31 protein-coding genes are annotated in these 24,620 nt (G+C 69.2%); 16 read left to right on the forward strand and 15 right to left on the reverse strand.

Annotation, left to right across the window (positions count from 1 at the left end):
- Positions 1–100: 100 nt before the first annotated feature.
- The 15 genes from AMIS_RS01330 to AMIS_RS01395 all read right to left on the reverse strand — a co-directional run bounded on the left by AMIS_RS01330 (position 101) and on the right by AMIS_RS01395 (position 8,967).
- Complete coding sequence (locus tag AMIS_RS01330) at positions 101–454, reverse strand: helix-turn-helix domain-containing protein (RefSeq protein WP_014440381.1); 354 nt, start codon at positions 452–454, stop codon at positions 101–103.
- Positions 455–620: 166 nt separating this feature from the next.
- The gene (locus tag AMIS_RS01335) at positions 621–848 is read right to left on the reverse strand and encodes a hypothetical protein (protein WP_014440383.1); all 228 of its coding nucleotides are present in this window, start codon (positions 846–848) and stop codon (positions 621–623) included.
- Positions 841–1,956, reverse strand: a complete 1,116-nt coding sequence (locus AMIS_RS43840; protein WP_014440384.1) for a hypothetical protein — start codon at positions 1,954–1,956, stop codon at positions 841–843. Before AMIS_RS43840 ends, AMIS_RS01335 begins: the two co-directional genes overlap by 8 nt.
- 166 nt (positions 1,957–2,122) lie before the next feature.
- Positions 2,123–2,575, reverse strand: coding sequence for a hypothetical protein (locus AMIS_RS41410; protein ID WP_014440386.1), 453 nt, complete (start codon positions 2,573–2,575; stop codon positions 2,123–2,125).
- A complete protein-coding gene (locus tag AMIS_RS01345; RefSeq protein ID WP_014440387.1) occupies positions 2,572–3,423 on the reverse strand; it encodes a hypothetical protein in 852 nt (283 codons plus the stop codon). Before AMIS_RS01345 ends, AMIS_RS41410 begins: the two co-directional genes overlap by 4 nt.
- Positions 3,424–3,481: 58 nt before the next feature.
- Entirely contained in the window at positions 3,482–3,733 is a 252-nt protein-coding gene (locus AMIS_RS01350) for a hypothetical protein (RefSeq protein WP_014440388.1), read from the reverse strand.
- A 2-nt stretch (positions 3,734–3,735) separates the two neighbouring features.
- Entirely contained in the window at positions 3,736–3,957 is a 222-nt protein-coding gene (locus AMIS_RS01355) for a hypothetical protein (protein WP_041829497.1), read from the reverse strand.
- Positions 3,954–5,762: a UvrD-helicase domain-containing protein gene (locus tag AMIS_RS01360; protein ID WP_014440390.1), complete on the reverse strand. Its 1,809-nt coding sequence runs from the start codon at positions 5,760–5,762 to the stop codon at positions 3,954–3,956. The genes AMIS_RS01355 and AMIS_RS01360 overlap by 4 nt, the downstream gene beginning before the upstream one ends.
- Complete coding sequence (locus AMIS_RS01365; RefSeq protein ID WP_014440391.1) at positions 5,759–7,003, reverse strand: DEAD/DEAH box helicase family protein; 1,245 nt, start codon at positions 7,001–7,003, stop codon at positions 5,759–5,761. Before AMIS_RS01365 ends, AMIS_RS01360 begins: the two co-directional genes overlap by 4 nt.
- Positions 7,000–7,260, reverse strand: a complete 261-nt coding sequence (locus tag AMIS_RS01370) for a hypothetical protein (RefSeq protein WP_014440392.1) — start codon at positions 7,258–7,260, stop codon at positions 7,000–7,002. The genes AMIS_RS01365 and AMIS_RS01370 overlap by 4 nt, the downstream gene beginning before the upstream one ends.
- Positions 7,253–7,540, reverse strand: coding sequence for a hypothetical protein (locus AMIS_RS01375; RefSeq protein WP_014440393.1), 288 nt, complete (start codon positions 7,538–7,540; stop codon positions 7,253–7,255). The genes AMIS_RS01370 and AMIS_RS01375 overlap by 8 nt, the downstream gene beginning before the upstream one ends.
- Complete coding sequence (locus AMIS_RS01380; RefSeq protein WP_014440394.1) at positions 7,540–7,761, reverse strand: hypothetical protein; 222 nt, start codon at positions 7,759–7,761, stop codon at positions 7,540–7,542. Before AMIS_RS01380 ends, AMIS_RS01375 begins: the two co-directional genes overlap by 1 nt.
- Positions 7,758–8,462: a hypothetical protein gene (locus AMIS_RS01385; protein ID WP_014440395.1), complete on the reverse strand. Its 705-nt coding sequence runs from the start codon at positions 8,460–8,462 to the stop codon at positions 7,758–7,760. Before AMIS_RS01385 ends, AMIS_RS01380 begins: the two co-directional genes overlap by 4 nt.
- A 77-nt stretch (positions 8,463–8,539) precedes the next feature.
- A complete protein-coding gene (locus AMIS_RS01390; RefSeq protein ID WP_014440396.1) occupies positions 8,540–8,731 on the reverse strand; it encodes a MerR family transcriptional regulator in 192 nt (63 codons plus the stop codon).
- Positions 8,731–8,967 carry a helix-turn-helix domain-containing protein gene (locus AMIS_RS01395; RefSeq protein WP_014440397.1) on the reverse strand — a complete coding sequence of 79 codons (237 nt, stop codon included), beginning with the start codon at positions 8,965–8,967 and terminating at the stop codon, positions 8,731–8,733. The genes AMIS_RS01390 and AMIS_RS01395 overlap by 1 nt, the downstream gene beginning before the upstream one ends.
- A 217-nt stretch (positions 8,968–9,184) precedes the next feature.
- On the opposite strand from AMIS_RS01395, the gene AMIS_RS01400 reads away from it, so the two are divergent.
- The 16 genes from AMIS_RS01400 (at position 9,185) to nuoK (ending at position 24,616) form a co-directional block, all read left to right on the forward strand.
- The gene (locus tag AMIS_RS01400) at positions 9,185–9,601 is read left to right on the forward strand and encodes a helix-turn-helix domain-containing protein (RefSeq protein WP_172666557.1); all 417 of its coding nucleotides are present in this window, start codon (positions 9,185–9,187) and stop codon (positions 9,599–9,601) included.
- A gap of 75 nt (positions 9,602–9,676) precedes the next feature.
- Positions 9,677–10,897: a tyrosine-type recombinase/integrase gene (locus AMIS_RS01405; RefSeq protein WP_014440399.1), complete on the forward strand. Its 1,221-nt coding sequence runs from the start codon at positions 9,677–9,679 to the stop codon at positions 10,895–10,897.
- A 144-nt stretch (positions 10,898–11,041) separates the two neighbouring features.
- Entirely contained in the window at positions 11,042–11,737 is a 696-nt protein-coding gene (locus AMIS_RS01410; protein ID WP_014440400.1) for a demethylmenaquinone methyltransferase, read from the forward strand.
- Between the two features lie 49 nt (positions 11,738–11,786).
- Positions 11,787–12,047: a hypothetical protein gene (locus tag AMIS_RS01415; RefSeq protein ID WP_014440401.1), complete on the forward strand. Its 261-nt coding sequence runs from the start codon at positions 11,787–11,789 to the stop codon at positions 12,045–12,047.
- A 120-nt stretch (positions 12,048–12,167) separates the two neighbouring features.
- Positions 12,168–13,457 (forward strand): geranylgeranyl reductase family protein, encoded by a 1,290-nt coding sequence (locus AMIS_RS01420; protein ID WP_014440402.1) that lies wholly within the window; start codon positions 12,168–12,170, stop codon positions 13,455–13,457.
- 83 nt (positions 13,458–13,540) lie between these two features.
- Entirely contained in the window at positions 13,541–13,906 is a 366-nt protein-coding gene (locus tag AMIS_RS01425) for an NADH-quinone oxidoreductase subunit A (protein WP_014440403.1), read from the forward strand.
- Positions 13,907–13,913: 7 nt separating this feature from the next.
- Positions 13,914–14,585 carry a NuoB/complex I 20 kDa subunit family protein gene (locus AMIS_RS01430; protein ID WP_014440404.1) on the forward strand — a complete coding sequence of 224 codons (672 nt, stop codon included), beginning with the start codon at positions 13,914–13,916 and terminating at the stop codon, positions 14,583–14,585.
- Complete coding sequence (locus AMIS_RS01435; RefSeq protein ID WP_014440405.1) at positions 14,582–15,301, forward strand: NADH-quinone oxidoreductase subunit C; 720 nt, start codon at positions 14,582–14,584, stop codon at positions 15,299–15,301. Before AMIS_RS01430 ends, AMIS_RS01435 begins: the two co-directional genes overlap by 4 nt.
- Positions 15,298–16,623 (forward strand): NADH-quinone oxidoreductase subunit D, encoded by a 1,326-nt coding sequence (locus AMIS_RS01440; RefSeq protein WP_014440406.1) that lies wholly within the window; start codon positions 15,298–15,300, stop codon positions 16,621–16,623. The genes AMIS_RS01435 and AMIS_RS01440 overlap by 4 nt, the downstream gene beginning before the upstream one ends.
- Positions 16,623–17,774: an NADH-quinone oxidoreductase subunit NuoE gene (gene nuoE, locus AMIS_RS01445; RefSeq protein ID WP_014440407.1), complete on the forward strand. Its 1,152-nt coding sequence runs from the start codon at positions 16,623–16,625 to the stop codon at positions 17,772–17,774. Before AMIS_RS01440 ends, nuoE begins: the two co-directional genes overlap by 1 nt.
- A complete protein-coding gene (gene nuoF, locus AMIS_RS01450) occupies positions 17,771–19,087 on the forward strand; it encodes an NADH-quinone oxidoreductase subunit NuoF (protein WP_014440408.1) in 1,317 nt (438 codons plus the stop codon). The genes nuoE and nuoF overlap by 4 nt, the downstream gene beginning before the upstream one ends.
- Positions 19,087–21,582: an NADH-quinone oxidoreductase subunit G gene (locus AMIS_RS01455; protein WP_014440409.1), complete on the forward strand. Its 2,496-nt coding sequence runs from the start codon at positions 19,087–19,089 to the stop codon at positions 21,580–21,582. The genes nuoF and AMIS_RS01455 overlap by 1 nt, the downstream gene beginning before the upstream one ends.
- A complete protein-coding gene (gene nuoH, locus AMIS_RS01460) occupies positions 21,579–22,946 on the forward strand; it encodes an NADH-quinone oxidoreductase subunit NuoH (protein ID WP_014440410.1) in 1,368 nt (455 codons plus the stop codon). The genes AMIS_RS01455 and nuoH overlap by 4 nt, the downstream gene beginning before the upstream one ends.
- Before the next feature lies 1 nt (position 22,947).
- A complete protein-coding gene (gene nuoI / locus AMIS_RS01465; RefSeq protein WP_014440411.1) occupies positions 22,948–23,577 on the forward strand; it encodes an NADH-quinone oxidoreductase subunit NuoI in 630 nt (209 codons plus the stop codon).
- Positions 23,577–24,320, forward strand: a complete 744-nt coding sequence (locus AMIS_RS01470; RefSeq protein WP_041829498.1) for an NADH-quinone oxidoreductase subunit J — start codon at positions 23,577–23,579, stop codon at positions 24,318–24,320. The genes nuoI and AMIS_RS01470 overlap by 1 nt, the downstream gene beginning before the upstream one ends.
- Positions 24,317–24,616, forward strand: a complete 300-nt coding sequence (gene nuoK / locus AMIS_RS01475) for an NADH-quinone oxidoreductase subunit NuoK (protein WP_014440413.1) — start codon at positions 24,317–24,319, stop codon at positions 24,614–24,616. Before AMIS_RS01470 ends, nuoK begins: the two co-directional genes overlap by 4 nt.
- The last annotated feature ends 4 nt before the right edge of the window (positions 24,617–24,620 follow it).

A 24,620-nucleotide genomic window follows, 5' to 3' on the forward strand; every position in this document is an offset into this window, starting at 1 on the left:
CCGGCTTCACACCCGGCGCACTGAACGAGTCCGGCGCGGCCAGTGCGGATGGCGTGGTCTTCGCGGACGGCGGCGAGTTCGCGGGCGCTGACTCGCTGGCTCATGCCACGTCTCCGTTCGGCCCGCTCTGCTTCTGCGGGGCGACGAGGGCCAGCTTGTACTCGTACGCGGCGATGATCTTCAGCAGGTTCACCGCGGACGGCATCGTGCGACCGCGCTCGTACTCGCCGAGCTGCTGAAGGTTGATGCCGGTCTTGTCGGCGAGCTGCTGGAGGGTGAGGCCGTGGAGGTGCCGGATCTCGCGCAGGGCGGTGCCGAGGCTGGTGGTGCTGGGGACGCGGATGCTGCCGGGCCGGTTGTCCTCGTAGGCCTGGAGCATGCGGTCGTCGGGCTGGGGGTGACCGTGGTCGGTGGCCCATTGGCGGGCGGCTTGGGTGGCGGGGCTGACGGTCACTGTGGGCCTTTCGGGTCGAGCTGGAGCGGGGTTTTGCTGATCAGCCATTGGTTCACCGGTGGGCAGAGGATCTTGGTGCCGCTGGCGTCGTGTGTGCGGTGGGTGGTCCCGCAGCGGGCGCATTGGCGGGCTGCGGGACCGTGGTCGGTGTACCGAGGCGACGGCATCAGCCCGGTGGACTCGCATCCCGATCCGGTGCGATGGTGACTAGGGCACGCAGGTAGTTGCGGGCATCCGCCTCGGCGGCGCGCTGCTCCTGCTCGGTGAGATCGGCGAAGGTCGGGTAGAAGCCCGCGTTGAACGGGCTGCGGCGGGCCAGTTCTTGACGGGCCTCCGCGAGCATGCGTGCGGTGACCTCGACGCCGTTCACCATGATCGAGTCCGGGTCAGGCACGGTCGGCCTCCTCGGCGTCGCGGCCGCGGCGGTCGAGCGCCTCCACCCAGGCCGCGGCAACGGCGGCCACCTGGACCAGCTCGGTGCGCAGCTCGGCCGGCTTCTCCTCCGCCAGGGCCTCGAAGACCTCCTCCAGGAGGATGTGTCGCCACGTCAGCGGGCCGTGGTGTTCAAGGCCGGGCGTCTTACCGGCCGCGGCGTCGGTGGCGCGGCGCGTATCCCGGGCCAGCTCGTGCATGTAGCGCACCTGGAACACCTCCCGGGGGCCGGTGCCGTCGGGGTGGTTCTGCTCGCCCCACTTCTCGTCCTGCGCCACCCGCTCCCGGGCGACCTCGTCCAGGACGAGGGTGAGCGGCAGCGGCTCCAGCACGAGCTGGCGCAGCGGACCCAGCACCGACCGAGCCGCCCGCGCATCCGCGTGCGTCTGCAGCAGCGTCTCCACAACGGCCCGGGACGCGCCAGGAATGCACCGGCACGGAGAACACACCGTGGCGTCCTCCGGGTCGTACCCGGGCTCACACGGCCGGTTGATCGCCGTCTCCTGCGTGCGCGCGGAAGGAACCGAGGACGACGGCCAGGGCTCGGGGATGTCGACCGGTTCGTCCGCGAGGTCGAGGTAGTGGTGGTTGCCTTCGTGGCCGAGGAAGTGGCGGCATCGCTGGTGTTCGTTGTCTGTGTGGATGCAGCGCTGTGCGTCGACTGGTAGCAGGTCCTCGGTGAGGTGGTGGGCGGCTCGTTGGCGGTTGGCGGCGTCCTGTTCGGGTGTGAGGCAGATGGCGCCGGGGGTGTGTTCGGGGGTGCCGATGCCGAGGCAGGTGCAGCGGCAGCGGGCGGCCTGTGGGCCGGTCAGCGGGTAGTTCTGTTCGAGGTAGCTGTCGATGTCGCGGCGGATGGTGGTGCGGATCTCGGCCAGGGCCTTCTCGTAGGCGTCGACGGTGCCGTGTCCGGTGTAGAACGCGTCGATGGTGCCGAGGAACTGGCCGGTGATCATGGCGAGGTGGTCGTAGGCGAGGCGGTAGGCGCCGGCGCGGGCTTCGGCGGTGTCGAGGGCGGCCGCGGTGACGTACGGCCGGGCGGCTGGCGGGGTGGTGGGGTGGAGGTTCAGCACTGGGTCTCCTCGATCTGGTGGCGGATCTGTCGTGCTCGGGCGGGGGTGATCCAGGAGTCGGCGGGTTCGGGTTCCTGGGGCGTTCTGGTGGCTCGGGCCATAGCGCGGGCAACGGCGGCTGCGGCAGCGGCCTGTGTGCGTTTCTCGCCGGGCGTGAGGTGCCGGATCATGCGGCCTCGCGGCGGCTGGATCGCTTCTCAGCGCGGGACCGGTCAAGGGCTCGCTGCCGGATAAGGTCCGAGCCGGTCAGTGGGGGTTCGTCGGCACCGGGTACGGACCGCGCAACGACGTATTCCGCGAGGATTTCTCGGACCCTGTTCCGGTTGCGGGCGATCCGGGCATCGCGATCGGGGTCGTCTTCGAGCTTGCCGGGCGGCAGGGCGCGGACGGTGGTGGAGGCTCGGCGTTCGTCTCGGATGATCCGGGTCAGGCGTCGGATGTGAGCGGGCATGATCCGGTCGGTGGACTCGCGGAAGTGCCGGCTGACTGCGGCGCGGGCATCGGCGAAGTCAAGGTCTCCGAGGTCTTCGTGCCAGGCAAGGACATCAGCGTCGCCGATGGTGCGCTGGTCACGACCGGCGATGGCGCCGAGGAGTAGGGCGATTTCGGAGCGGGTCACTGGTCCTCCTGGGCGTACTTGGCGGCGAGTTCGAGGGCAGCGCCGACACGCTGGTCCGTGGTGGAGGGTCTGGGGGTGTGGCCTGAGAGGGCGACAACGTTGCCCTGCGGGCGGGCATTCATCACCTGGTTGACGACGCTGGGCAGCGAGGTGGGGTGCATGCCGCGGCCTTGCCAGTACTCCAAGGCGCGCTGGATGTCGCTGGGGTCGATGTCGTCGCGGAGTAGCTGGGCGACTTCGCGGCCGATGGCGTCGACGACTCGCGATGGTGGGCGTCGGGTGCAGGCGGTCATCCAGGCTTGGACGATCTGTTCGGCTCGTCCGGGGGTGCCGGCGGGGTCGTCCTCGCGCACGCGCGCGGCGGGGTTTTCCCTGTTCCCTGTTCCCTGTTCCCTGTTCCTTTCCGCCAGTGAGTCCTCAGCGAGTGGTGCGTGAGGGCTGTGTGAGGGCTCACTGTGCGGGGTGGTTTCCGCAGGTGGGGGCGCATAGCGAGGACTGGCGGGAGCGGTTTCCGCAGGTGGCGGAGCCGGGATCTTGCTCCGGGTGGGCCGGTTGATCCGCTGGTGCTCATTCCAGTTAGTGATGGCAAGGAATGAGCGCGCACCCACCGTGTAGCGAGTAATCAGTGAGGACTCACTGAGTGCTTTGAGGTCCAGTTCGACGTCGCTGGAGAGGCGGTCGTCGAGGGGCCACACGGCGGCCTTGATGAGCCGTGCATCGTCCACGCAGCGGCCCTCGTCATCGACGTGGGTCCAGAGCCCGATGAACGTGAGCCGTGCCTCCAGCGTCAGGCTCGCGATGGCCAACGAGGTGAAGAACTCGGGCTTAATGGTCCTGATGCGGGCCAACTGCTTGTCTCCTTGCTGAGGTGCTGGCCGGCCGCCTCTCGGCCGCCGGCCAGCGGGATCAGGCGGCGGCGCGGTGGCGCGCCCAGGCGGTGAGGTGGGCCCAGGGCCGGTCCGTGGGGACGGCGGCCGCGAGGATGAAGAGCAGCGAGGTCCGGTCGGCCGGGTCGGGCAGCTCAGCGAGAAGCCACCGGAGGTTGGCCTGGGGGTTGTCGTCCCGGACCCGCTCGACCAGTTGCACCGCCAGGGCGGCGAGCCGGTCGACGTGCTCCTCAGTTGGCTCCGAGCGACGCATGTCGAGGTGATTTGGCATGGTCAGTCCTCTCGCTCGCCGAGACGGCGTAGGTGCTCGTCGTGCTGCGCCTGGACGGCCGCCCGGTGCTCGGCCACCCGCGACGCGTCGTGGAGCCGGTGCGCCCTGATCAGGCGGCAGCGGCACACGCCCGGGCTGTCCTCGTCGAAGTCGTGCGGGACCGCCTCACTGGTCCGCTTCGGGCCCCTCAGCACCAGCTGGGTGGGCTTCGGCGTCAAGCTCATGCCGGCACCGCCTCACGCGCCTCGGCGTACGCCCGGCAGCTGCACGCGCGGCAGGCGCGGGTCTCGTCGACGTGGACGAGCTGGAGGTGCGCGCAGGCGCAGCGGGGCTTGCGCGGCGCCGGCGCGAACGGCGACACCACGGCGGCCGGCTTCGGCTCGACCGGGCGCACGTACTCCGGCGCGATCGCGGCCACCGCAGCGATCCGCTCGGCCGGGTCGGTCCGGTAGTCGGAGCCGATCCCGGCCAGCTCGTCGACGTCGTCCAGGCCGTACGGGTCCGGCTGGTCCGCGAGGATCGCGTCAGGGTGCTCCCGGACGGCGGTGGTCAGCCACGTCTCCGGCCCCTGCACCGGGCCGCGGTCGTAGTCGTCCAGCCAGGCCAGGCCGCCCCGGTCCAGCACACGGCGGGCCCGGGTGACGGCAACGTACGCGAGCATCAGCTCGTCGCGGCGCCACAGCGCCCGGCCGGTCAACCGGTCGCGGCGCGGCTCCCGGAAGTCGGCGCCGATCCGTACCCGGTCCCACTCCCGGCCCTTCGCACGGTGCCCCGTTGAGATGATCACGTCGGCGTGCTGCTCGTCGACGAGCGTGGAGACGACCCGGATCAGCTCCTCCGGGCCGTGGTCGTCGACCAGCTTCACGAGGACCTTCAGCGAGCCGGACGCGTCGTCCAGGGCGGCGTGCTCCTGGACCTGGGCCCAGGTCTTGAACGCGAGCAGCTCGGGGTGTGCCGTGCCGCGCCCGGCCATCAGGTCCATGGCGGCCTCGGCGAGCCGGATCAGGTCGTCGCCGCCGCCGACGAGCGCCGCGCGGCGGCCCGACCGGACGGCGTCGACGAGCTGGGCGATCGCGCCGGCGTTCGACCGGCACAGGATCGCGTCCGGCTCAGCGAGAGCGGCCAGGCTGGAGCCTGCTGGCTCGTACCCGCGCAGCCGCAGCGGCGCCCGGAGCAGGTCCAGCCACCGGTTCGCCTCGGTCGCGATCGCCGGGCCGAATCGGAAGGACTGCGACAGGGTGAGCCGCTGGTCCGCCTGGAACTTGGACATGGCGTCGATAGCGCCCCGGAACCCGTAGATGGCCTGCGCGGAGTCGCCGACCATGATCCGTTGCGCGTGGTCCTGGAAGTGGAACAGCGACGCCATCACCGGGGACAGGTCTTGCGCCTCATCGAGGAGCACGTAGTCGACCGGCATCCGCGGCCGCGACAGCTGGTAGATCTTGAGGTAGACGTCGTGCGTGCACTGCAGCTTGCCGCCGCGGGTGAGCTGGAGATCGTCCCAGGCCTTGCGGGCGTACTTGACCAGGTACGCGGCGAGCTCCGCGTTCTCCGTGTGGGTGTAGGCGTCGATCGGCTCCAGGTGCTGGACGCCCGGCTCCTGGTCGGCCGAGTTGAGGAACCGGCCGACCATCGCCATGACCATGCGCGCGAGGGTGATCGGGGACAGCGGCGCCAGGTCGGGCGCGAGCTCCACCGGGCTGTTGATCCCGAGGGCCTCGGCCGCGGCCTTGGCCGGCACACGCGGTCCCTTGATCCGGTCGATGTAGTGCCGGCCGACCGGGCCGAACGCCAGCGAGTGAGCGGTCCTGCAGTCCACGGTGCCCGGGAAGTCGCGCTTCGCCTCGGCAGCCAGGGCCTTGTTGTACGCGACGTACGCGCCCCTGCGGGCCGGCTGCGCCTTGGCGGCCATCTTGAGCGTGCTGCTCTTGCCGCAGCCGGCACCGGCCTGAACAACGATGGTGGGCCGGTCGGCCGCGGTGAAGGCGTCGATCACCGCGGCCTGCTCGTCGGTGGGCCGGTGGTTCATCGGGCACCAGCCCCGGCCAGCTCGGTCTCGGTCGGCGGTGTCTGCTGGGCGATCCACCGCTCCAGGCGGTCGCACACCTCACGGACCTCGGCGTCGGTCAGCTCGTTGGTGCTGCCGACGTCGTGCCCGACGACGTTGCCGACGTAGGCGAGCCGCTCGTCCCGGTCGGTGATCTCCGCCTGACCGAACAGCGCCATCATCCGGCGGCGGGCCGCGTCGTTGCCCGGGTTCTTCGGCTCGGCCGCGGCGACCAGCTCGGCGCGGCGCTTCGCCAGGGCGTTCTTCAGCGTCTCGAATTCGTCGTCGGTCAGCCCGGTGGCCGCCTTGCACGCCTCGACCGCCGCGCCGTACTGCTCGCGGGTGGCCACCGAGCGGATTTGCTCGAGTAGCTGGTCGACCAGCTCCGGCTCGGCGGCCTGCAGCTCGGCCAGGTCTCGGGTGTGCGCCTGGGCCGGGTCGCAACGCAGCATGTCGAACACGACGCCCTCCACCGACCAGTCCCGGGCCAGCGGGAGCGGGTCGTCATACCCGGGGCGAACGCCCAGGTGCACAGACCGGAGGCCGACGATGGTGCCGGGCTTGGACCGGTCGAGGCGGATCCAGCAGGAGACGTCGAAGCCGAGTGTCTTGTGGCCCTCGACCTTGTATTCCTTGGTGTTCGCGATCGGGGCGCCCTTGTCGTCGAGCGCGGCCACGTCCTTACCGCGGGCGGTGAGCAGCACGATGCCCGGGAAGGTCATCAGCGTGGTCATGAGCTTGCGGTGACGGCCGCCGGCCTCGTTCCACAGGTCCATCGAGATCTTCGGCTCTTCGTCGGCCGCGAGCTGGGGCTTGCCGTACTTGCGCGCCTTGGCGTTGTGGCGCTGGCGGGCCTTGTCGCTCGCCCAGTCCTTGAGCATGTCCCACTCGGCGGTCATCGAGTCGATGACGAGCACGACCGGGGGCTTGCCCGCGGCGAGAGTGCGCTGGGCCTCGGCCTTGACGGCGTCGACGGCGGCCTGGATCTCGGCCCACGTCCACTTCTCGCCGGTGGGCTCGATGATGTCGTAGTCCGCGCCGGGGATGGCGCCGTACTCGTCGGCGGCACCCTCTCCGAGGTCGATCCAGTACATCTGGCCGATGCGGGGCGAGGTGGAGAACTGGGCGCACGCCCAGGACTTGCCGGCCTTCTCGCCGCCCTCGATCAGGATCAAGGGCCACGGGACGCGGCCGGTGGGCTTGCGGGTACGCAGGGCGGTCACTTCTGCTCCTCGGCGTAGGCGGGACCGTCGACGCGGCGGAGCAGGCCGCCGACGTTGACCAGGACGATCGGGGTGGGGAAAGGGGAGGCCGGCGGCTCGGCCGGCTTGGCGAAGATCGGCGAGCTGACGGGGATGACCGGCGCGTTCGCGAACAGGGCCATGGCCTCGGCGTGGAAGGCCGCGCAGTCGCAGATGTCGCCGAGCAGGACACCGCAGCAGTCCTTGACCGGGATGGCGTGGAGGGTGCGCTCAGCCATGGGTCACCTCGGCGGCGTGACGTGGCTGGTAGCGGCCGGTGGCCTGCCCCGAAGGCTGCACCTCCGGCTCGCCGGCCACAGCCGGGATCTCCTGGGTGGTCTCCGGCGCCTCGCCCAGGTCGACCGGGTTGAGCACCGGGCCCGGCGCGATCACCGGCTCGCTGAACAGGCCGAGCCCGCCCAGGACGAGTAGCGCGGCCAACGGGACGAAGCCGATGGCGGCCAGGATCCCGGCGAAGATGGCGCTGTTGGTGGAGCCGAACGTCGGGAAGGCCAGCATCAGCTGTCACCCCGCTCGTGCTCGGGTGTGACGGCCGGGGCGGCGTACCACTCCCGTAGCTCGGCGATCTCGCGCTGCTCGCGCAGGACCCGGTCGAGACGGCGGTTGGTGATGGTCCAGCGGCGCCGGTACTCGTACGCCAGGACCATGAGCACCGAGATGGCGATCGCGACCAGCAGCGCGGTGAGGATGATGGCTGCGAGGACGTCTGCGCGGATCATGCGGCACCGCCCCGAGCAGCCGCGACCTCGGCCTGCAGCTCGGCGATACGCGCGAGCAGAATCCGGGGATCCTCCTCGGCGGGCCGAACGACGTAGCCGTATGCCGTAATCGTGAGGGGACCGATGAAGCCTCGGGCCTTGTAGTCGTCGTATCCGGTGCTATCGCTCTTCCGCTCACCGACCTTTCCGAGGAGGTGGGCCCCGAGCGCATCGACGTTCTGGATCAACGTGGCGGAGGCCTCAGCGGTCCCGGCGTGGCCGTAGAGCACGTGGAAGTAGAGGCCAGACGGCAGTGCACCGTCGAAAGTGGCGAGCTTGTCGCCGAGGTTGTGCAGCGCGGCGGCCAGCTCGGTGCTGCGGTTCCACTCACCCTGGTTGGCGAGCGCGCCGTTCAGGCCGGCCGCCATCGCGTGGGCGGCGTTGAGCTGGGCGGTGATGTGGTCGGTCTCGCCGATGTCGTCGACCAGGTCGAGCTTCCACTCGACGGCGATGTCGGCTTCATGCTTCGGGCGCCCGGGCAGGGACCACAGGTTGTCGGCGGCCTGGAGGTGCGGCAGGGCGGAAAGCCGCCGGATGCTCACCTCGACGTGGCTCTCGGGGCCGTACTCGTCGAGGGCCTTCTCGACGGTGGTGACGAAGCCCTCCTCGTCGGCGAGGAACACCTGCCAGAGGCTGGCGTTCGCCGGGGGCTGGTAGGTCATGGGATGATTCCTTTCGTCTGGCGGTCCCGGTCGTGTGCAGCGATTGGCGGGGCCGCTGGGCGTTTTCTGTGGCCTGATCAGGCCGTGATGGCGGGCTGCTTGCCCATCCGGTGGATCTCGGTGATGTCCTCGCGGGAGAAGCGGATGTCCCGGCTCCCCAGGCGCGTGAACGGGATCTTGCGAGCGGTAACCGCCTCGTCGACCCAGCTCTTGGGCTTGCGGATCAGCTCGGCGAGTTCGGCCTTCGTGATCAGTTCGAGGTCTTTCATCAGGTCGTCGCCTCGTTCCGTTCGAACAGGTACTCGACGTTGGTGTTGAGGGCCGTCGTAGCCGCCGCGATGAAGCGGGTTCCGGGCTTGATGTGGCCTCGCCGGATGCGGCCCAACGTGGTGTGGCTGACGCCGATGCCGGCTGCTCGCTGCTGGTCGGTCTTCCAGCCGCGGTGCCCCGTCAGCTCGTCGAACCGAGCCAGATTCAGCGCGAATCCAAGGTCATGTTCGTGCACGAACAGAACCGTACTCCTTATGTGCGCGTGCGCACAAGGCGGAGGTACGCGGGTTTCTTGGGAAGTTTCGCGGTGCTAATGTGCGTCCATGCACACAGCCCTCGCGCTTGAGAACACGCCCTTCGTGGGCGTAGCGACCGTTCGGCGACGATCGAACGAAGATGTGCGTGCACGCACACGAGTGACAGGTCGCGCACCGGTACCTAATGTCGTGCACGTGCGCACGATTGAATGGCCCGAGCAGGAGGCCTTCCTCCAGCAGCTCGACGCCGTCAAGCAGCGGCACAAGATCCGTCACGACAGCGCGCTCGCCGAGCTGGCCGGCATCAGTCACACCGCCGTCTCCAACTGGCGTAACCGCAAGGCCCGCCCGTCGCTGACCGCCATCACTCGTATCGCCGAGGCGATCGAAGAGTCACCGCAGCCGCTCCTCGCCGCCGCCGGCCTCATTGAGGACCAGGACGACAGCATCGACCCGCTGGCCGGCATGCCCGACTCAATCCGCAGGATGGTCGCTCTCTACCGCGCCGGTGACGAGACTCTGCGCACGCGCCTGGAAATGGGCGCCCTCGTGCTCACTGAGTTCGCTGACGACCACGTGCGGCTCAGCAGCACCCAGAAGCGCAGCTCCTAAGCGCGCTCTTCGCCGGGCCGAGTAGCCCGCGACTCGTCTCTTTCTCCCGCTCTTCCCTGATGAGGCGGAAGTCCAATGTGGATTGAAAAGCACGGCCCCAACTGGCGTATCCGCGAGGAGATCGCCGGCCGCAAAACCACTCTGAAATCCGGTTTCCCGACCAAGACCAGCGCCAAGGCCGCGATGAACGCCATGAACACCGACCGGGCTCGCGGCGACTTCATCAACCCGCAGGACGGGAAGGTGACGCTCGCTCAGTTCGTCAACGACTTCTGGCCCGGCCACGAAACCGGCTTGAAGCCGTCGTCGCGGCGGACCCAGGGATCGAACCTGCGCGTGCACGTTCTGCCGCAGCTGGGCCTCTACCGACTCGACCAGATCGACACCTTGGTCGTGACGCGGTTCGTGCACCGCCTGGTCAACGGCGACCCGGACCCCGTCGACGGGCCACCCCGTAAGCCGCTCAGCCCCGGGTCGGTGCGCAACGTCTACGGCGTGCTGCACACGATCCTCGGCGCCGCGACCAAAGCCCGCATGATCCCGTTCAATCCTGCGATCGGAGTGAAGATGCCGCCCCGCGAGCACCACGAGATGAAGTTCTGCACGCCCATCGAGATCGAGCGCCTGCTGGCCGCCTGCACGGGTGATGACGCGCATTGGCGCCCGCTCGTGATGCTGCTCGTGACGACCGGGCTGCGCTACGGCGAGGCCCACGCCCTGCAGGTCGGCAAGGTCGATCTGTTCGCGGGAACGGTGCAGGTGACACGAACGGCGTACGAGGCGAGCGGTGGCCGCTTTGTCTATACGACGCCGAAGACCAGGTCTTCGCGGCGGACGGTGCGGATCCCGCAGGAGCTTGTGCTTGAGCTGGCTCCGTTGCTGGCGGGCAAAGCCAGTGATGCTCTCGTGTTCACGATGCCCGACGGTAAGCCCATCACGGGGACCTTCCGGAAGGGAACGTGGAAGCGGATCACCAGCCGGGCCGGGCTGACCGGGCTGCGGCTGCACGACCTGCGCCACACGGTTGCGTCGTTGCTCATCTCCGCGAACGTCCCGTTGACCGCGATCCAGCGGATGCTCGGTCACACGTCGATCAAGATGACGTCAGATCTGTACGGCCACCTCATGCCGGAGGTCAACGAGTCGATTGTCGACACGCTCACCGAAGTCCTGAAACGGGGCTCCAGGCGCGGCGGGACGACAGGGATTCCGGCGTGGCCGGTGGAGGGGGAGCGTGGGGGGAATCTGGGGGGCGCGTGGGGGATTCCAGCCCTGCCCAATCCTGCCGAATCCTGACGTACATAGGGTGTACGCAGGCCACGTTTCGTGAGGCAACGCCAGGTGCACGGCCCCGGCGTGTTTATAGAGCACAAGGTGCGGGCGGGATGGGAAACCATCCCGCCCGTTCTGTTTCCGGCGCCCGGTGGCAGAGTTGGTGCCGTGAGTCGCGCAGATCTGGACAAGCAGCCCCATGAGGTCGCCGAGATGTTCGACGGCGTGGCGAAACGCTACGACCTCACCAACACCGTTCTCTCCTTCGGCCAGGACCGGGGCTGGCGCCGTGCCACGCGCGCCGCTCTCGGGTTGCGGCCCGGCGAGCGCGTCCTGGACGTGGGCGCGGGCACCGGCGTCTCCACCGAGGAGCTGAGCCGGTCGGGCGCGTTCGCGGTCGGCGCCGACCTCTCGGTCGGGATGCTGCGGGCCGGGCGGTCGACCCGGCCGGAGGTGCCCCTGCTCGCCGGTGACGCGCTGCGGCTGCCGTTCGCCGACGCCGCCTTCGACGCGGTGACGATCTCCTTCGCGCTGCGTAACGTCGTGGACACCTCCGCTGCGCTGCGTGAGTTCGGCCGGGTGGTCCGGCCGGGTGGGCGACTGGTCATCTGCGAGTTCAGCCATCCGACCAATGCCGCGTTCCGGACGGCCTACCTGTCGTACCTGATGCGCTCCTTGCCTGCGGTGGCCCGGCGCGTCGCGACGAACCCGGACGCCTACGTCTACCTCGCCGAGTCGATCCGCGCCTGGCACGACCAGCAGGGCCTGGCCGCCGTCATCGCCGAGTCGGGCCCGTGGGATCGCGTCGGCTGGCGCAATCTGACCGGCGGTATCGCGTCCCTCCATCGCGCGACTAGGGTATAAATCCGGCAATCGGCGTACAAAGCCAGAAATGGCTGTTTAGCTCGGGTCCATGACAGATATCGGGCATCTGGAGGACACGGACATCGATCTGGCGATCGATGAGGGCGAGGCCGGCGAGCGCCGGGCCACCGAGCTGGCCAACCGTCTGCGGATGGTCGCCGCCGAGGACCCGCTTCTGGCCCAGGACCTGGTCGAAGGCCTCATCGTGGCGCTCGACCGGGCCATGGGCGGCACCATCCGGGAGCACCTGGAGGGTCCGGCCCTCGGCGTGGCGGACAAGGTTCTCGCCGACCCTGAGCAGGCACGTTAGCCACGCCCAAACAATTAGGCAGACCTAAGCGCAAAGATCTTCGATAGTCGGCCTACACTCCGATCGAGGCATGCTTGTGAACTAATTCACGAGCATCCGCGTGGAGATGGAGGTTGGCCCGTGAGCGACCGCGGAACCGGTTCGATCGTCGCCGATGAAGCAGACGTGATCGTCGTCGGCGCGGGGCCGGGCGGGTCCGCCGCGGCGTACCACCTGGCGCGCCACGGCGTGCGCGTGCTGCTGCTGGAGAAGACCGAGTTCCCGCGCGAGAAGGTCTGCGGCGACGGCCTGACGCCGCGCGCGGTGCGCCAGCTGATCCGGATGGGTGTGGACACCTCCGAGAAAGCCGGCTGGCTGCACAACCGCGGCCTGCGCGTGATCGGTGGCGGCGTCCGCATGGAGCTGGACTGGCCGGACCTCGCGAGCTTCCCCAACTACGGCCTGGTCCGGACCCGGATGGACTTCGACGACTTGCTGGCCGGGCGCGCGGCGGAGGCCGGCGCCCTGCTGCGCACCGGCGTCAACGTCACCGGCCCGGTGTTCGACGAGGACGGTTACGTCATCGGCGTGCAGGCGAAATCCGACGGCGAGCCGGTCGAGTACCGCGCGCCCCTGGTGATCGCCGCGGACGGTGTCTCCGGCAAGTTCCCGCTGGCCCTCGGCCTGGCCAAGCGCGACGACCGCCCGCTCGGCGTGGCGGTCCGGCGTTACTACCGGTCGCCGGCCAAGGCCGACGACAACTACCTGGAGTCCTGGCTGGAGCTGCGCAGCGCGCAGGACCCGGCGCGGCTCCTCCCCGGGTACGGGTGGATCTTCGGTCTCGGTGACGGCCGGGTCAACGTCGGCCTCGGCATCCTGAACTCGTCTGACGCGTTCGGCAAGACCAACTACCGCTCGCTGCTCACCGACTGGCTCGGCAGCACCCCGGAGGACTGGGGTCTGCGCGACGAGGCGAACGCGGACGGCCCGACGCTCGGCGCCGCGCTCCCGATGGGCTTCAACCGGGTGCCGCACTACACCCGCGGCGTGCTGCTGGTCGGTGACTCCGGCGGCATGGTCAACCCGATGAACGGCGAGGGCATCGCGTACGCGATGGAGTCCGGCGAGCTCGCCGCCGAGGTCGCGGTGCAGGCGCTGGCCCGGCCGGCCGGTCCCGAGCGCGAGCGCGCTCTCCGGGCCTACCCGGCTGAACTCAGTCTCCGGTTCGGTGGTTACTACCGGATCGGCGGGATATTCGTGAAGTTGATCGGCAACCCCCAGATCATGCGGGCCGCCACGAAGTACGGCATGCCGCATCCGACGCTCATGAAGTTCGTGCTCAAGCTCCTGGCCAACCTCACCGACCCCCGGGACGGCGACGCCATGGATCGCATCATCAACGGTTTGACCAAGGTGGCGCCCGCCGTCTGAGGACGGAATCGGGCACCCCGAGCAAAGGGATACAAAAGCGCAGCAACTAGTGTGAAGCGGCTAACAGTCGTACGGGAGTGAACATGACGATCAACCCTTATGTCCCGATCGTCGGGTTGCTGATCCTCGGCGCCCTCTTCGCGTTGTTCTCAGTGTCCGTCGCGCCGATCGTCGGGCCCAAGCGGTACAACAGGGCGAAACTCGACGCCTACGAGTGCGGTATCGAGCCGGCCCCACAGCCGATCGGCGGCGGCCGATTCCCGGTGAAGTTCTATCTGACCGCGATGCTCTTCATCATCTTCGACATCGAGACCATCTTCCTGTACCCGTGGGCCGTCTCGTTCGACGCGCTCGGTCTGTTCGGGTTCGTGGAGATGGTCCTCTTCATCGTCACCGTCTTCATCGCCTACGCGTACGTGTGGCGGCGCGGCGGCCTGAACTGGGACTGAGACAACCATGGGAATCGAAGAGAAGCTGCCCAGTGGGATCCTGCTCACCTCGGTGGAGAAACTCTCCAACTACGCGCGCAAGTCGTCGTTCTGGGGAGCCACCTTCGGCCTGGCGTGCTGTGCCATCGAGATGATGGCGGCGGGCGGGCCGCACTACGACCTCGGTCGCTGGGGGATGGAGGTCTTCCGGGCCTCACCGAGACAGGCCGACCTGATGATCGTGGCGGGCCGGGTCAGTCAGAAGATGGCGCCGGTGGTCCGCCAGATCTACGACCAGATGCCCGAGCCTCGCTCGGTGATCTCGATGGGCGTCTGCGCCTCGTCCGGCGGCATGTTCAACAACTACGCCATCGTGCAGGGTGTCGACCACATCGTCCCGGTCGACGTCTACCTGCCGGGTTGTCCGCCCAGACCGGAGATGCTGATCGACGCGATCCTCAAGATGCGCGAGAAGGTCATGGCTCAGCCGCTCGGTCCGAACGGGCGCAAGATGCTGGCCCAGCGTGAGGCCGAGGGCAAGACCCCCGTCGTCGCGCCCGGAGCCATGCCGTCGTCGTACCGCGTCGACAAGGCACGGCGTGCGGAATGGACTCAGGCCGTCAAGGAAGGCCGTGAGGAGCAATTGCGGATCGAGAACTGGATGAAGCTCCAGCCGCATTTGCGGGAAGGTGTCAAATGAGCATTTCTTCCGGCACTGAGGGTGGCGTACCGACTACCGCATCCACCGGTGCGAATATCGGTGCGCCGGCACAGACTCCGCCCAGCCCGGATAAGGGCATGTTCGGTGTCAAAGGGACCGGAGACGTTTCCGGCTTCGGTCGCCTGGTCCGCCCCCGGCCTGCTGTTTTTGACAGCCCACGGCCATACGGCGGGTATTTCGACGACGTCTATGACGCGTTGGAGGAAGCTTATCCGGCCTTCTCCGAAGCCATCGAGAAGGTGGTGGTAGATAGGGCGGAACTCACACTTCACATCAGGCCCGAGAAAATCACCGAGGTCTGTCAGGTAATGCGCGACGACGAGTCGTTGCGGTTCGAGCTCTGCTCCTCGGTGGACGCGGTCGACTACCTCGGCACCGACGAGCGCCGGTTCCACGTGGCGTACCAGTTGACCTCGATGACGTACCGGCGGCGGGTGCGTCTCGAGGTGGCGGTGGCCGACGGGGAGAGCGTTCCGAGCGTCACCGGCGTCTACCCGACGGCGGACTGGCAGGAGCGCGAGGTCTACGACATGTTCGGCGTCGTCTTCGCCGGACACCCCAACCTCACCCGGATCCTGATGCCCGACGACTGGGAAGGGCACCCCCAGCGCAAGGACTACCCGCTCGGCGGCGTGCCGGTGGAGTACAAGGGTGCCGAGATTCCGCCGCCCGACCAGCGGAGGGTCTACCAATGACGACATCCGAGTACGCGACCGAGCGCGAGACCACCGAGGGCCGGGTCTTCACCGTCACCGGCGGGGACTGGGACTCCATCTCGGCCGGCGTCGACCCGCTCAGCAACGAGAAGATCGTCGTCAACATGGGCCCGCAGCACCCGTCCACGCACGGCGTGCTCCGGCTGGTCCTGGAACTCGAGGGCGAGACGGTCACCGCGTGCCGCCCGGTCGTCGGTTACCTGCACACCGGGATCGAGAAGAACCTGGAGTACCGGAACTGGACCCAGGGCGTCACGTTCGTGACCCGGATGGACTACCTCTCCAACATGTCGAACGAGGCGGGTTACTGCCTCGCGGTGGAGAAGCTGCTCGGCATCACCGACCAGATCACCGAGCGGGCCACCACGATCCGCGTCATGTTCATGGAGCTCCAGCGGATCGCCTCGCACCTGGTCTGGCTCGCCACGACCGGCATGGAGCTGGGCGCGATCTCGATGATGCTCTACGGCTTCCGGGAGCGGGAGTACATCCTCGACATCTTCGAGGAGACCTCCGGCCTGCGGATGAACAACGCCTACATCCGTCCGGGCGGCCTCGCGCAGGACCTGCCGGAGTCCGCGGTCCGCAAGATCCGGGACTTCCTCAAGTACCTGCCGAAGCGCCTCAAGGAGTACGAGGCGATGCTCTCCGACCAGGTCATCTGGCAGAGGCGTACGCAGGGTGTCGCGGTTCTCGACGTGACCGGCTGCCTGTCGCTCGGCGTCACCGGACCGGTGCTGCGCGCCGCCGGACTTCCGTGGGACCTGCGCAAGACCATGCCGTACTGCGGTTACGAAACCTACGAGTTCGACGTGCCGACGGCGACCACCGCCGACGTCTGGGGCCGTTACCTGGTCCGGGTCGCCGAGATCCGGGAATCGCTGAAGATCGTCGAGCAGGCGCTGGACCGGCTCCGCCCCGGCCCGGTCTGGATCGCGGACAAGAAGATCGCGTGGCCGTCGCAGCTCGCGCTCGGCCTGGACGGGCTCGGCAACTCCCTCGAACACGTCGCCAAGATCATGGGTCAGTCGATGGAGTCGCTGATCCACCACTTCAAGCTCGTGACCGAGGGCTTCCGAGTTCCGCCTGGTCAAGTCTATGTCGCGATCGAGCATCCGCGTGGCGAACTCGGCGTACACGCGGTCTCGGACGGTGGCACCCATCCGTACCGGGTGCACTACCGCGAGCCGAGCTTCGTCAACCTCCAGGCCATTCCCGCGATGGCCGAGGGGGCGCTGCTCGCCGACGTGATCGCCGGCGGCGCCTCTCTGGATCCCGTGATGGGTGGGTGTGACCGCTGATGTCCGCAGAAACAACGGTGGAGTTCTCGCCGGCCGCTGCCCCGCTGGCGGAGAAGCTGCTGGAACCGGCCCTGGAGATCCTCGCCCGGTACCCGGCCGGCCGGGAGCGGTCCGCGCTCCTGCCGCTGCTGCACCTGGTGCAGACCGAGGAGGGCTACGTCAGCCCGACCGGCGTCTCGTTCTGCGCCGAGATCCTCGGGATCAACAAGGCCCAGGTCGGCGCGGTCGCCACGTTCTACACGATGTACAAGCGCCGCCCGACCGGCGAATACCTGGTCAGCGTCTGCACCAACACCCTGTGCAACGTGCTCGGCGGCCAGCAGGTCTACGACGAGCTGGCCGAGCACCTCGGCGTCGGGCACGACCAGACCACGGCCGACGGCAAGATCACGCTGGAGCACGCCGAGTGCCTGGCGGCCTGCGACTACGCCCCGGTCGTGACGGTCAACTACGACTTCACGGTCGACGAGGCCACCCCGGAGTCGGCGATCGAGCTGGTGGAGAGCCTGCGCAACGGCGAGCGGCCGACGCCCGCCCGGGGCGCCCGGATCTGCTCGCTCAAGGAGATGCAGTTCCAGCTGGCCGGCTTCGCGGACCCGCGCGACGGCGCGGTCGGCGACGGCGTGGCGGGCGCGCCCACCCTGCGCGGCGCTCGCCTGGCCCAGGAGCACGGCGTCGCGGTGGCGGGCTTCGACCCGGACACCCCGATCACCACGACCAAGCCGGCCCGCGAGGGCAATGCGCTGCCCCAGCCCCAGCCGGAGCAGCCGAGCCGGATCGCGGCGTTCGCCAAGAAGGCCGCGACGGCTGCCAAGGCAGCGGCCGGAGCGGTCGCCGAGAAGGCGGGCAAGGTCGCCGAGCACCGCCACGCGGGCCGCACCACCGACACCGGTGACGTCAAGGACCCGGAGGTACGCGCGGCCGAGTCCCGCAACCCGACCGCTGACACCCCGGCGCCCTCCGGCGCCGCCGACGCCGGTGGGCCGCCGCCCAGTTCACCGGCCGAGGCCGCCGGCGCCGCCGAGAACGCGCCCGCCGGCGACGGCAAACCGGCAGGTGACGGCAGTCGTGGCGAGTGGATCGTCAGCCAGCGGACCGCCGCGCAGAAGGAAGCCACGAACGTCCCGCGTGGCACCGAGGAGGAGAAGTGACCCAGCCCCGGCCGGAAGTCCTCCAGAAGCTCACCCCCGTGCTCACCAAGCGCTGGCTCTCGCCGGACGCCTGGCAGATCGGCGTCTACGAGCGGCTGGACGGCTATCTGGCGTTGCGCAAGGCGCTCGACGTCCACCCCGACGACCTGATCCAGCTGGTGAAGGACTCCGGCCTGCGTGGCCGGGGCGGCGCCGGTTTCCCCACCGGCCTGAAGTGGGGCTTCATCCCGCAGGGTGACGGCAAGCCGCACTACCTCGTGATCAACGCGGACGAGGGCGAGCCCGGCACCTGCAAGGACCTGCCGCTGATGACGTACGACCCGCACTCGCTGGTGGAAGGCGCGATCATCGCGGCGTACGCCATCCGGGCGAACCGGGCGTTCATCTACATCCGCGGTGAGGCGGTGCACGCCGCGCGGCGGCTGCGCAACGCGGTGAAGGAGGCGTACGCCAAGGGATACCTCGGCAAGAACATCCTGAAGTCCGGGTTCGACCTGGACCTGGTCGTGCACAGCGGCGCGGGGGCGTACATCTGCGGTGAGGAGACGGCGCTGCTGGACTCCCTCGAGGGGTTCCGCGGCCAGCCCCGGCTGCGCCCGCCGTTCCCGGCCATCGCGGGTCTCTACGCCAGCCCGACCGTGGTCAACAACGTCGGGACGATCGCCAGCGTGCCGTACATCGTGCTGGGCGGCGCGGACTGGTGGAAGAGCATGGGCACCGAGAAATCGGCCGGCCCGATGATCTACTCGCTCTCCGGCCGGATCGCCAACCCGGGCCAGTACGAGTGCGGCCTCGGCATCACCCTGCGCGAGCTGATCGAGCTGGCCGGGGGCATGAAGCCGGGCCACAACCTGAAGTTCTGGACGCCTGGCGGGTCGTCGACGCCCATCCTGACCGCCGAGCACATCGACACCCCGATGGACTTCGAAGGGGTCGCGGCGGCCGGGTCGATCCTCGGCACCACCGCGATGCAGATCTTCTCGGACCAGGACTGCCCGGTCTACAACACGTGGCGGTGGCTGGAGTTCTACCACCACGAGTCGTGCGGCAAGTGCACACCGTGCCGCGAGGGCAACTACTGGATGGTCCGCACGTACCGCCGGATCCTGTCCGGTCAGGGCACCTACAAGGACCTGGACACGCTCCAGGACACCGCGGACAACATCTTCGGCCGGTCGTTCTGCGGTCTCGGCGACGGCGCCGCGACCCCGGTCGTGTCGACGCTCAAGTGGTTCCGGGACGACTACCTCGGCTACATCGAGGGCCGGACCGCGCCGCGCCTGTCGGAGAAGACCCTGGTGGGAGCGCACTGATGACGGACGTAGAGAAGAAGACGGACCTCGTCACACTCACGGTCGACGGGGTCGAGGTCCAAGCCGAGAAGGGCGAGCTGGTCATCCGGGTCGCCGAGCGGATGGGCATCGCGATCCCGCGGTTCTGCGACCACCCGCTGCTCGCACCGGCCGGCGCCTGCCGGCAGTGCCTCGTCGAGGTGGAGGGCCAGCGCAAGCCGGTCGCCTCCTGCACCCAGACGGTGGCCGAGGGCATGGTGGTGAAGACCCAGCTCAGCTCGCCGGTGGCCGCGAAGGCCCAGGCCGGCGTGATGGAGCTTCTCCTGATCAACCACCCGCTCGACTGCCCGACCTGCGACAAGGGCGGCGAGTGCCCGTTGCAGAACCAGGCGATGAGCACCGGACGGGCCGACTCCCGGTTCGTCGAGCACAAGCGGGAGTACGAGAAGCCGATCCACATCTCCAGTCAGGTCCTGCTGGACCGGGAGCGCTGCGTGCTCTGCCAGCGCTGCACCCGGTTCTCCGAGGAGATCGCCGGGGACAAGTTCATCGACCTGATGGACCGCTCGTCCGGCGAGCAGATCAACGTCTACCGGGACGACTTCTTCGGCGGCGAGGGCACCGGTGACGGTCAGGCCGGCGACGGCGAGGGGGACGTACCGTTCAACTCGTACTTCTCCGGCAACACCATCCAGATCTGCCCGGTCGGCGCGCTCACCGGCGAGCAGTACCGGTTCCGCGCCCGCCCGTTCGACCTGGTCAGCTCCCCGACCTCGTGCGAGCACTGCGCGGCCGGCTGCTCTCAGCGTGCCGACCACCGGCGCGGCAAGGTGCTGCGGCGGCTGGCCGGCGACGACCCGGCGGTCAACGAGGAGTGGAACTGCGACAAGGGCCGGTGGGGCTTCCGCTACACCACCGCCACCGACCGGATCACCACGCCGCTGGTGCGCGACGCGGCCACCGGCCAGTTGCGCGAGGCGTCCTGGAGCGAGGCTCTGCTGGCCGCCGCGAAGGGTTTGCGGGCCGCCCGTGAGCGCGGCGTCGGCGTCCTTCCGGGTGGGCGGCTCACGGTGGAGGACGCGTACGCGTACGCGAAATTCGCCCGGATCGTCCTCGGCAGCAACGACATCGATTTCCGGGCACGGCCGATTCGCGCTTCGGGTACGGCACTGACCGCGACCGAGGAGGCCGATTTCCTCGCCGCGTCGGTCGCCGGCATCGCCGACGTGACCTACGAGGCGGTCGAGAACGCGCCGTCCGTCCTGATCGTGGGACTGGAGCCGGAGGAGGAGTGCCCGATCCTCTTCCTGCGTCTGCGTAAGGGTCACCAGAAGAAGAAACTCCAGGTGACGGCGGTCTCCCCGTACCTCTCCAGGGGTTTTGAAAAGCTCGGCGCGACGCTTGTCGCAGCGGTGCCGGGCGACGAGGCCCGGCTTCTCAACACCGACCCGGCCGTCGCCGCCGCGCTGAGCGCGCCCGGTTCCCTGCTGATCGTCGGTGAGCGGCTGGCGACGGCGCCCGGTGGTCTCTCCGCGGCCGCCGCCCTGGCCGGTCGGACCGGCGCACGCCTGGCCTGGGTGCCGCGCCGTGCCGGTGACCGGGGCGCGCTGGACACCGGCTGCCTGCCGAACCTGCTGCCCGGCGGCCGTCCGGTCACCGACGCGGCGGCCCGGGCCGAGCTCGCGCTGGCCTGGCGCACCGAGCCGGGCGTGCTGTCCGGCACGCCGGGCCGGGACGTCGACCAGATCATCGCGGCGGCCGCCGACGGCACGCTCGGCGCGCTGCTGGTCGGCGGCGTGGATCCGGCCGATCTGGCCGACCCGCGGCTTGCCGAGGAGGCGCTCGACGCGGTGCCGTTCGTGGTGAGCCTGGAGCTGCGGCAGAGCGCGGTGACCCGCCGCGCCGACGTGGTGCTGCCGATCGCCCCGGCGGTCGAGAAAGCCGGCACCTACATGGACTGGGAGGGTCGGCTGCGGTCGTTCGAGGCGGTGCTGCCCGGCACGGCGATGACCGACGGGCGGGTGCTCGAAGCGGTCGCGGCGCTGCTCGACGTCGAACTGAACACCGGTGACGTGATGACCGTCCGCCGGGAGCTGGGCACCCTGCCGGCCGCGGCGGCCCGCCCGGTGACGCCGGTGACCGAGGCCGCCGAGCTCGCCCGCCCGGGTGAGCGGGAGGCGGTGCTCGCCACCTGGCACCAGCTGATCGACCTGGGCACGCTGCTCGACGGCGACGAGGTTCTGGCCGGCACCGCCCGCCCGCCGGTGGCGCGGATCGGCAAGGACCTGGCCGAGTCGCTCGGCGTTGCCGACGGTGACCTGGTCACGGTCAGCACCGGCCGGGGTGGCGTGACGCTCCCGGCCGCGATCACCGACCTGCCGCCGGGTGTGGTCTGGCTGCCCACCAACTCACCGGGCTCGACGGTGCGGCGCAGCCTCGGCGTGACCGCCGGCGCGGTGGTCCGTCTCGAGGCCGGCGTCGGCGGACCGATCCTCGCCGAAGGGGCTGCGCGATGAACGCGATTCTGGCGGCACACGCCGTCGACCCGACATTGGAGACGTTCGAGAACGACGTCTGGTGGATCACGCTGATCAAGTTGCTCGGCGTGTTCGTGCTGCTCCTGCTGCTGACGCTGTTCACGATCAACTATGAGCGCAAGGTCGTGGCCCGGATGGCGGTCCGGCCCGGACCCAACCAGGTCGGGCCGAAAGGCTGGCTGCAGAGCCTCACCGACGGCCTGAAGCTGCCGTTCAAGGAAGAGATCATCCCGAAGACCGCCGACAAGGTGGTCTACTTCATCGCCCCGGTGATCTCGGCGACCACGGCGTTCACCGCGTTCTCGGTGATCCCGTTCGGTGGCGTGGTCAACATGTTCGGCCAGCAGACCGCCCTGCAGCTCACCGACGTGCCGGTCTCGGTGCTGGTGCTGCTCGCCTGCTCGTCGATGGCGGTGTACGGCGTGGTGCTGGCCGGCTGGGCCTCCGGGTCGACGTACCCGCTGCTCGGGGGTCTCCGCTCCAGCGCGCAGATGATCTCGTACGAGGTCGCGATGGGCCTCTCCATCGTGGCGGTGTTCATGACCTCCGGCTCGATGAGCACCTCGCAGATCGTCGCGGCGCAGGCGTCCGGTCAGCCGGTCAACCTCTTCGGCTTCGACATCACCGCACCCGGCTGGTACGCGCTGCTCCTGCTCCCGAGCTTCGTGATCTACATGATCGCGGCGGTCGGTGAGACGAACCGGGCGCCGTTCGACCTGCCCGAGGCGGAGTCCGAGCTGGTCGGCGGCTTCCACACGGAGTACTCGTCGTTCAAGTTCGCGCTCTTCTTCCTCGCCGAGTACATCAACATGATCACCGTCTCGGCGTTCTGCACCACGCTGTTCCTCGGCGGATGGCGGGCGCCCGCGCCGATCACCACGGTCTGGGAGGGCGCCAACTCCGGCTACTTCCCGCTGATCTGGTTCTTCGGCAAGGTGCTGATCCTGCTCTTCGGGTTCATCTGGCTGCGGGCCACGCTGCCCCGGCTGCGCTACGACCAGTTCATGCGCTTCGGCTGGAAGGTCCTCATCCCGGTCAACCTGGTGTGGATCCTCTTCCTGGCGTACTTCAAGGTCGCCCGCAGCGGCCAGCTCTCCGACGAGGTCCGGTGGATCTCCACCGCCGCCATCGCGGTGGTCGTGCTGCTCGTCGCCTGGGGCTGGCCGGGAGCGAAGAAGCCCAAGCCCGTCCCGATCCAGGAGGAGCTGGCCCAGCGGCCGCCGGGCAGCTTCCCGATCCCCCCGATGGATCTCCAGGTGCCGCCGAGCCCGCGTGCCCGCCGAGCCGTCGCCGAACGTGCCCCGGCCACCGTCGGCGGCGACCCCGAAACGAAGGAGGTGTGACGTGGCCACACTGACCGGCTCCTTCAAGGGATTCGGTGTGACCTTCGCGCACATGTTCCGCAAGGTGATCACAACCGACTACCCGTTCTCGCCGCCGAAGCCGGCGCCCCGGTACCACGGCCGGCACATCCTCAACCGGCACCCCGACGGCCTGGAGAAGTGCATCGGCTGCGAGCTCTGCGCCTGGGCCTGCCCGGCCGACGCGATCTACGTCGAGGGCGGCGACAACACCGACGAGCAGCGCTTCTCGCCGGGCGAGCGGTACGCGAAGATCTACCAGATCAACTACGCCCGGTGCATCTTCTGCGGGCTCTGCATCGAGGCCTGCCCGACCCGGTCGCTCACCATGAGCAACGAGTACGAGCTGGCCCGCGACAGCCGCCAGGACCTGATCTTCACGAAGAAGGAGCTCCTGGCGCCGCTGCTGCCCGGCATGGAGCAGCCGCCGCACCCGATGCGGCTCGGTGAGACCGACAAGGACTACTACGTCGGCGCGCTCACCAACCCGGGCACGTCGGCCGGCGCGGAGCGGGCGCCGTGGTCGGACGCGGGCACGCACGACGCCTCCGACCCGGCCGAGAACGCCGGCCGCCCGGAGACCGCCGGCACGGCACGGAAGGAGGCCGTGTGATGGACGCGGTCTCCACCGGCGAACAGGTCGCGTTCTGGATCCTCGGCACCATCTCGGTGATCGGCGCGCTCGGCATGGTGCTGGCCCGCAACGCGGTGCACTCCGCGCTCTGGCTGGTCGTCACGATGCTCTGCCTGGGCTTCCTCTACGTGGTCAACGCCGCGCCGTTCCTCGGGATGGTCCAGGTGATCGTCTACACCGGCGCGATCATGATGCTGTTCCTGTTCGTGCTGATGCTCGTCGGCCGGGACGCGTCGGATTCGCTGATCGAGACGTTGCGCGGGCAGCGGGTCGCGGCGATCCTGCTCGGCATCGGGTTCGCCGCGCTGATCGCCACCGGCCTGGCCCGCTCGCTCGGCGACATCGAGGCGGTCGGGCTGGCCGAGGCGAACCAGAACGGCAACGTCCAGGGCCTCGCCGCGCTTCTCTTCACCAACTACGTCTTCGCGTTCGAGGTGACCTCGGCGCTGCTCATCACGGCCGCGGTCGGCGCCATGGTGCTGGCACACGTGGAGCGCGCGAAGGAGGACAAGGTCGACCAGGTGACCCGGATGAAGGAGCGGTTCCGGCCGGGCAACTACCCCGGACCGAAGCCCGGCCCGGGCATCTACGCGAACACCATGTCGGTGGCCGCGCCGGCCCGGCTCCCGGACGGCAACGGCGCCGAGCGCAGCATCTCGCCGATCCTGCCGGTCCGTGAGCTGACCGACTCGGAGGTCGCACCGAAGGGGACCGAGAAGTGACTCCCGATTACTACCTGGTGCTGTCGGTCATCCTCTTCACCATCGGCGCGACAGGCGTGCTGATCAGGCGCAACGCGATCGTCCTGTTCATGTGCATCGAGCTGATGCTGAACGCGGCGAACCTCGCGCTCGTCACCTTCAGCCGGATCAACGGCGGCCTGGACGGCCAGATCATCTCGTTCTTCGTGATGGTCGTCGCGGCGGCCGAGGTCGTGGTCGGCCTCGCCATCATCATGTCGATCTTCCGCACGCGACGCTCGGCGAGCGTCGACGACGCGAACCTCCTCAAGTACTGAAGGG

Source organism: Actinoplanes missouriensis 431, from assembly GCF_000284295.1.
Classification (GTDB): domain Bacteria; phylum Actinomycetota; class Actinomycetes; order Mycobacteriales; family Micromonosporaceae; genus Actinoplanes; species Actinoplanes missouriensis.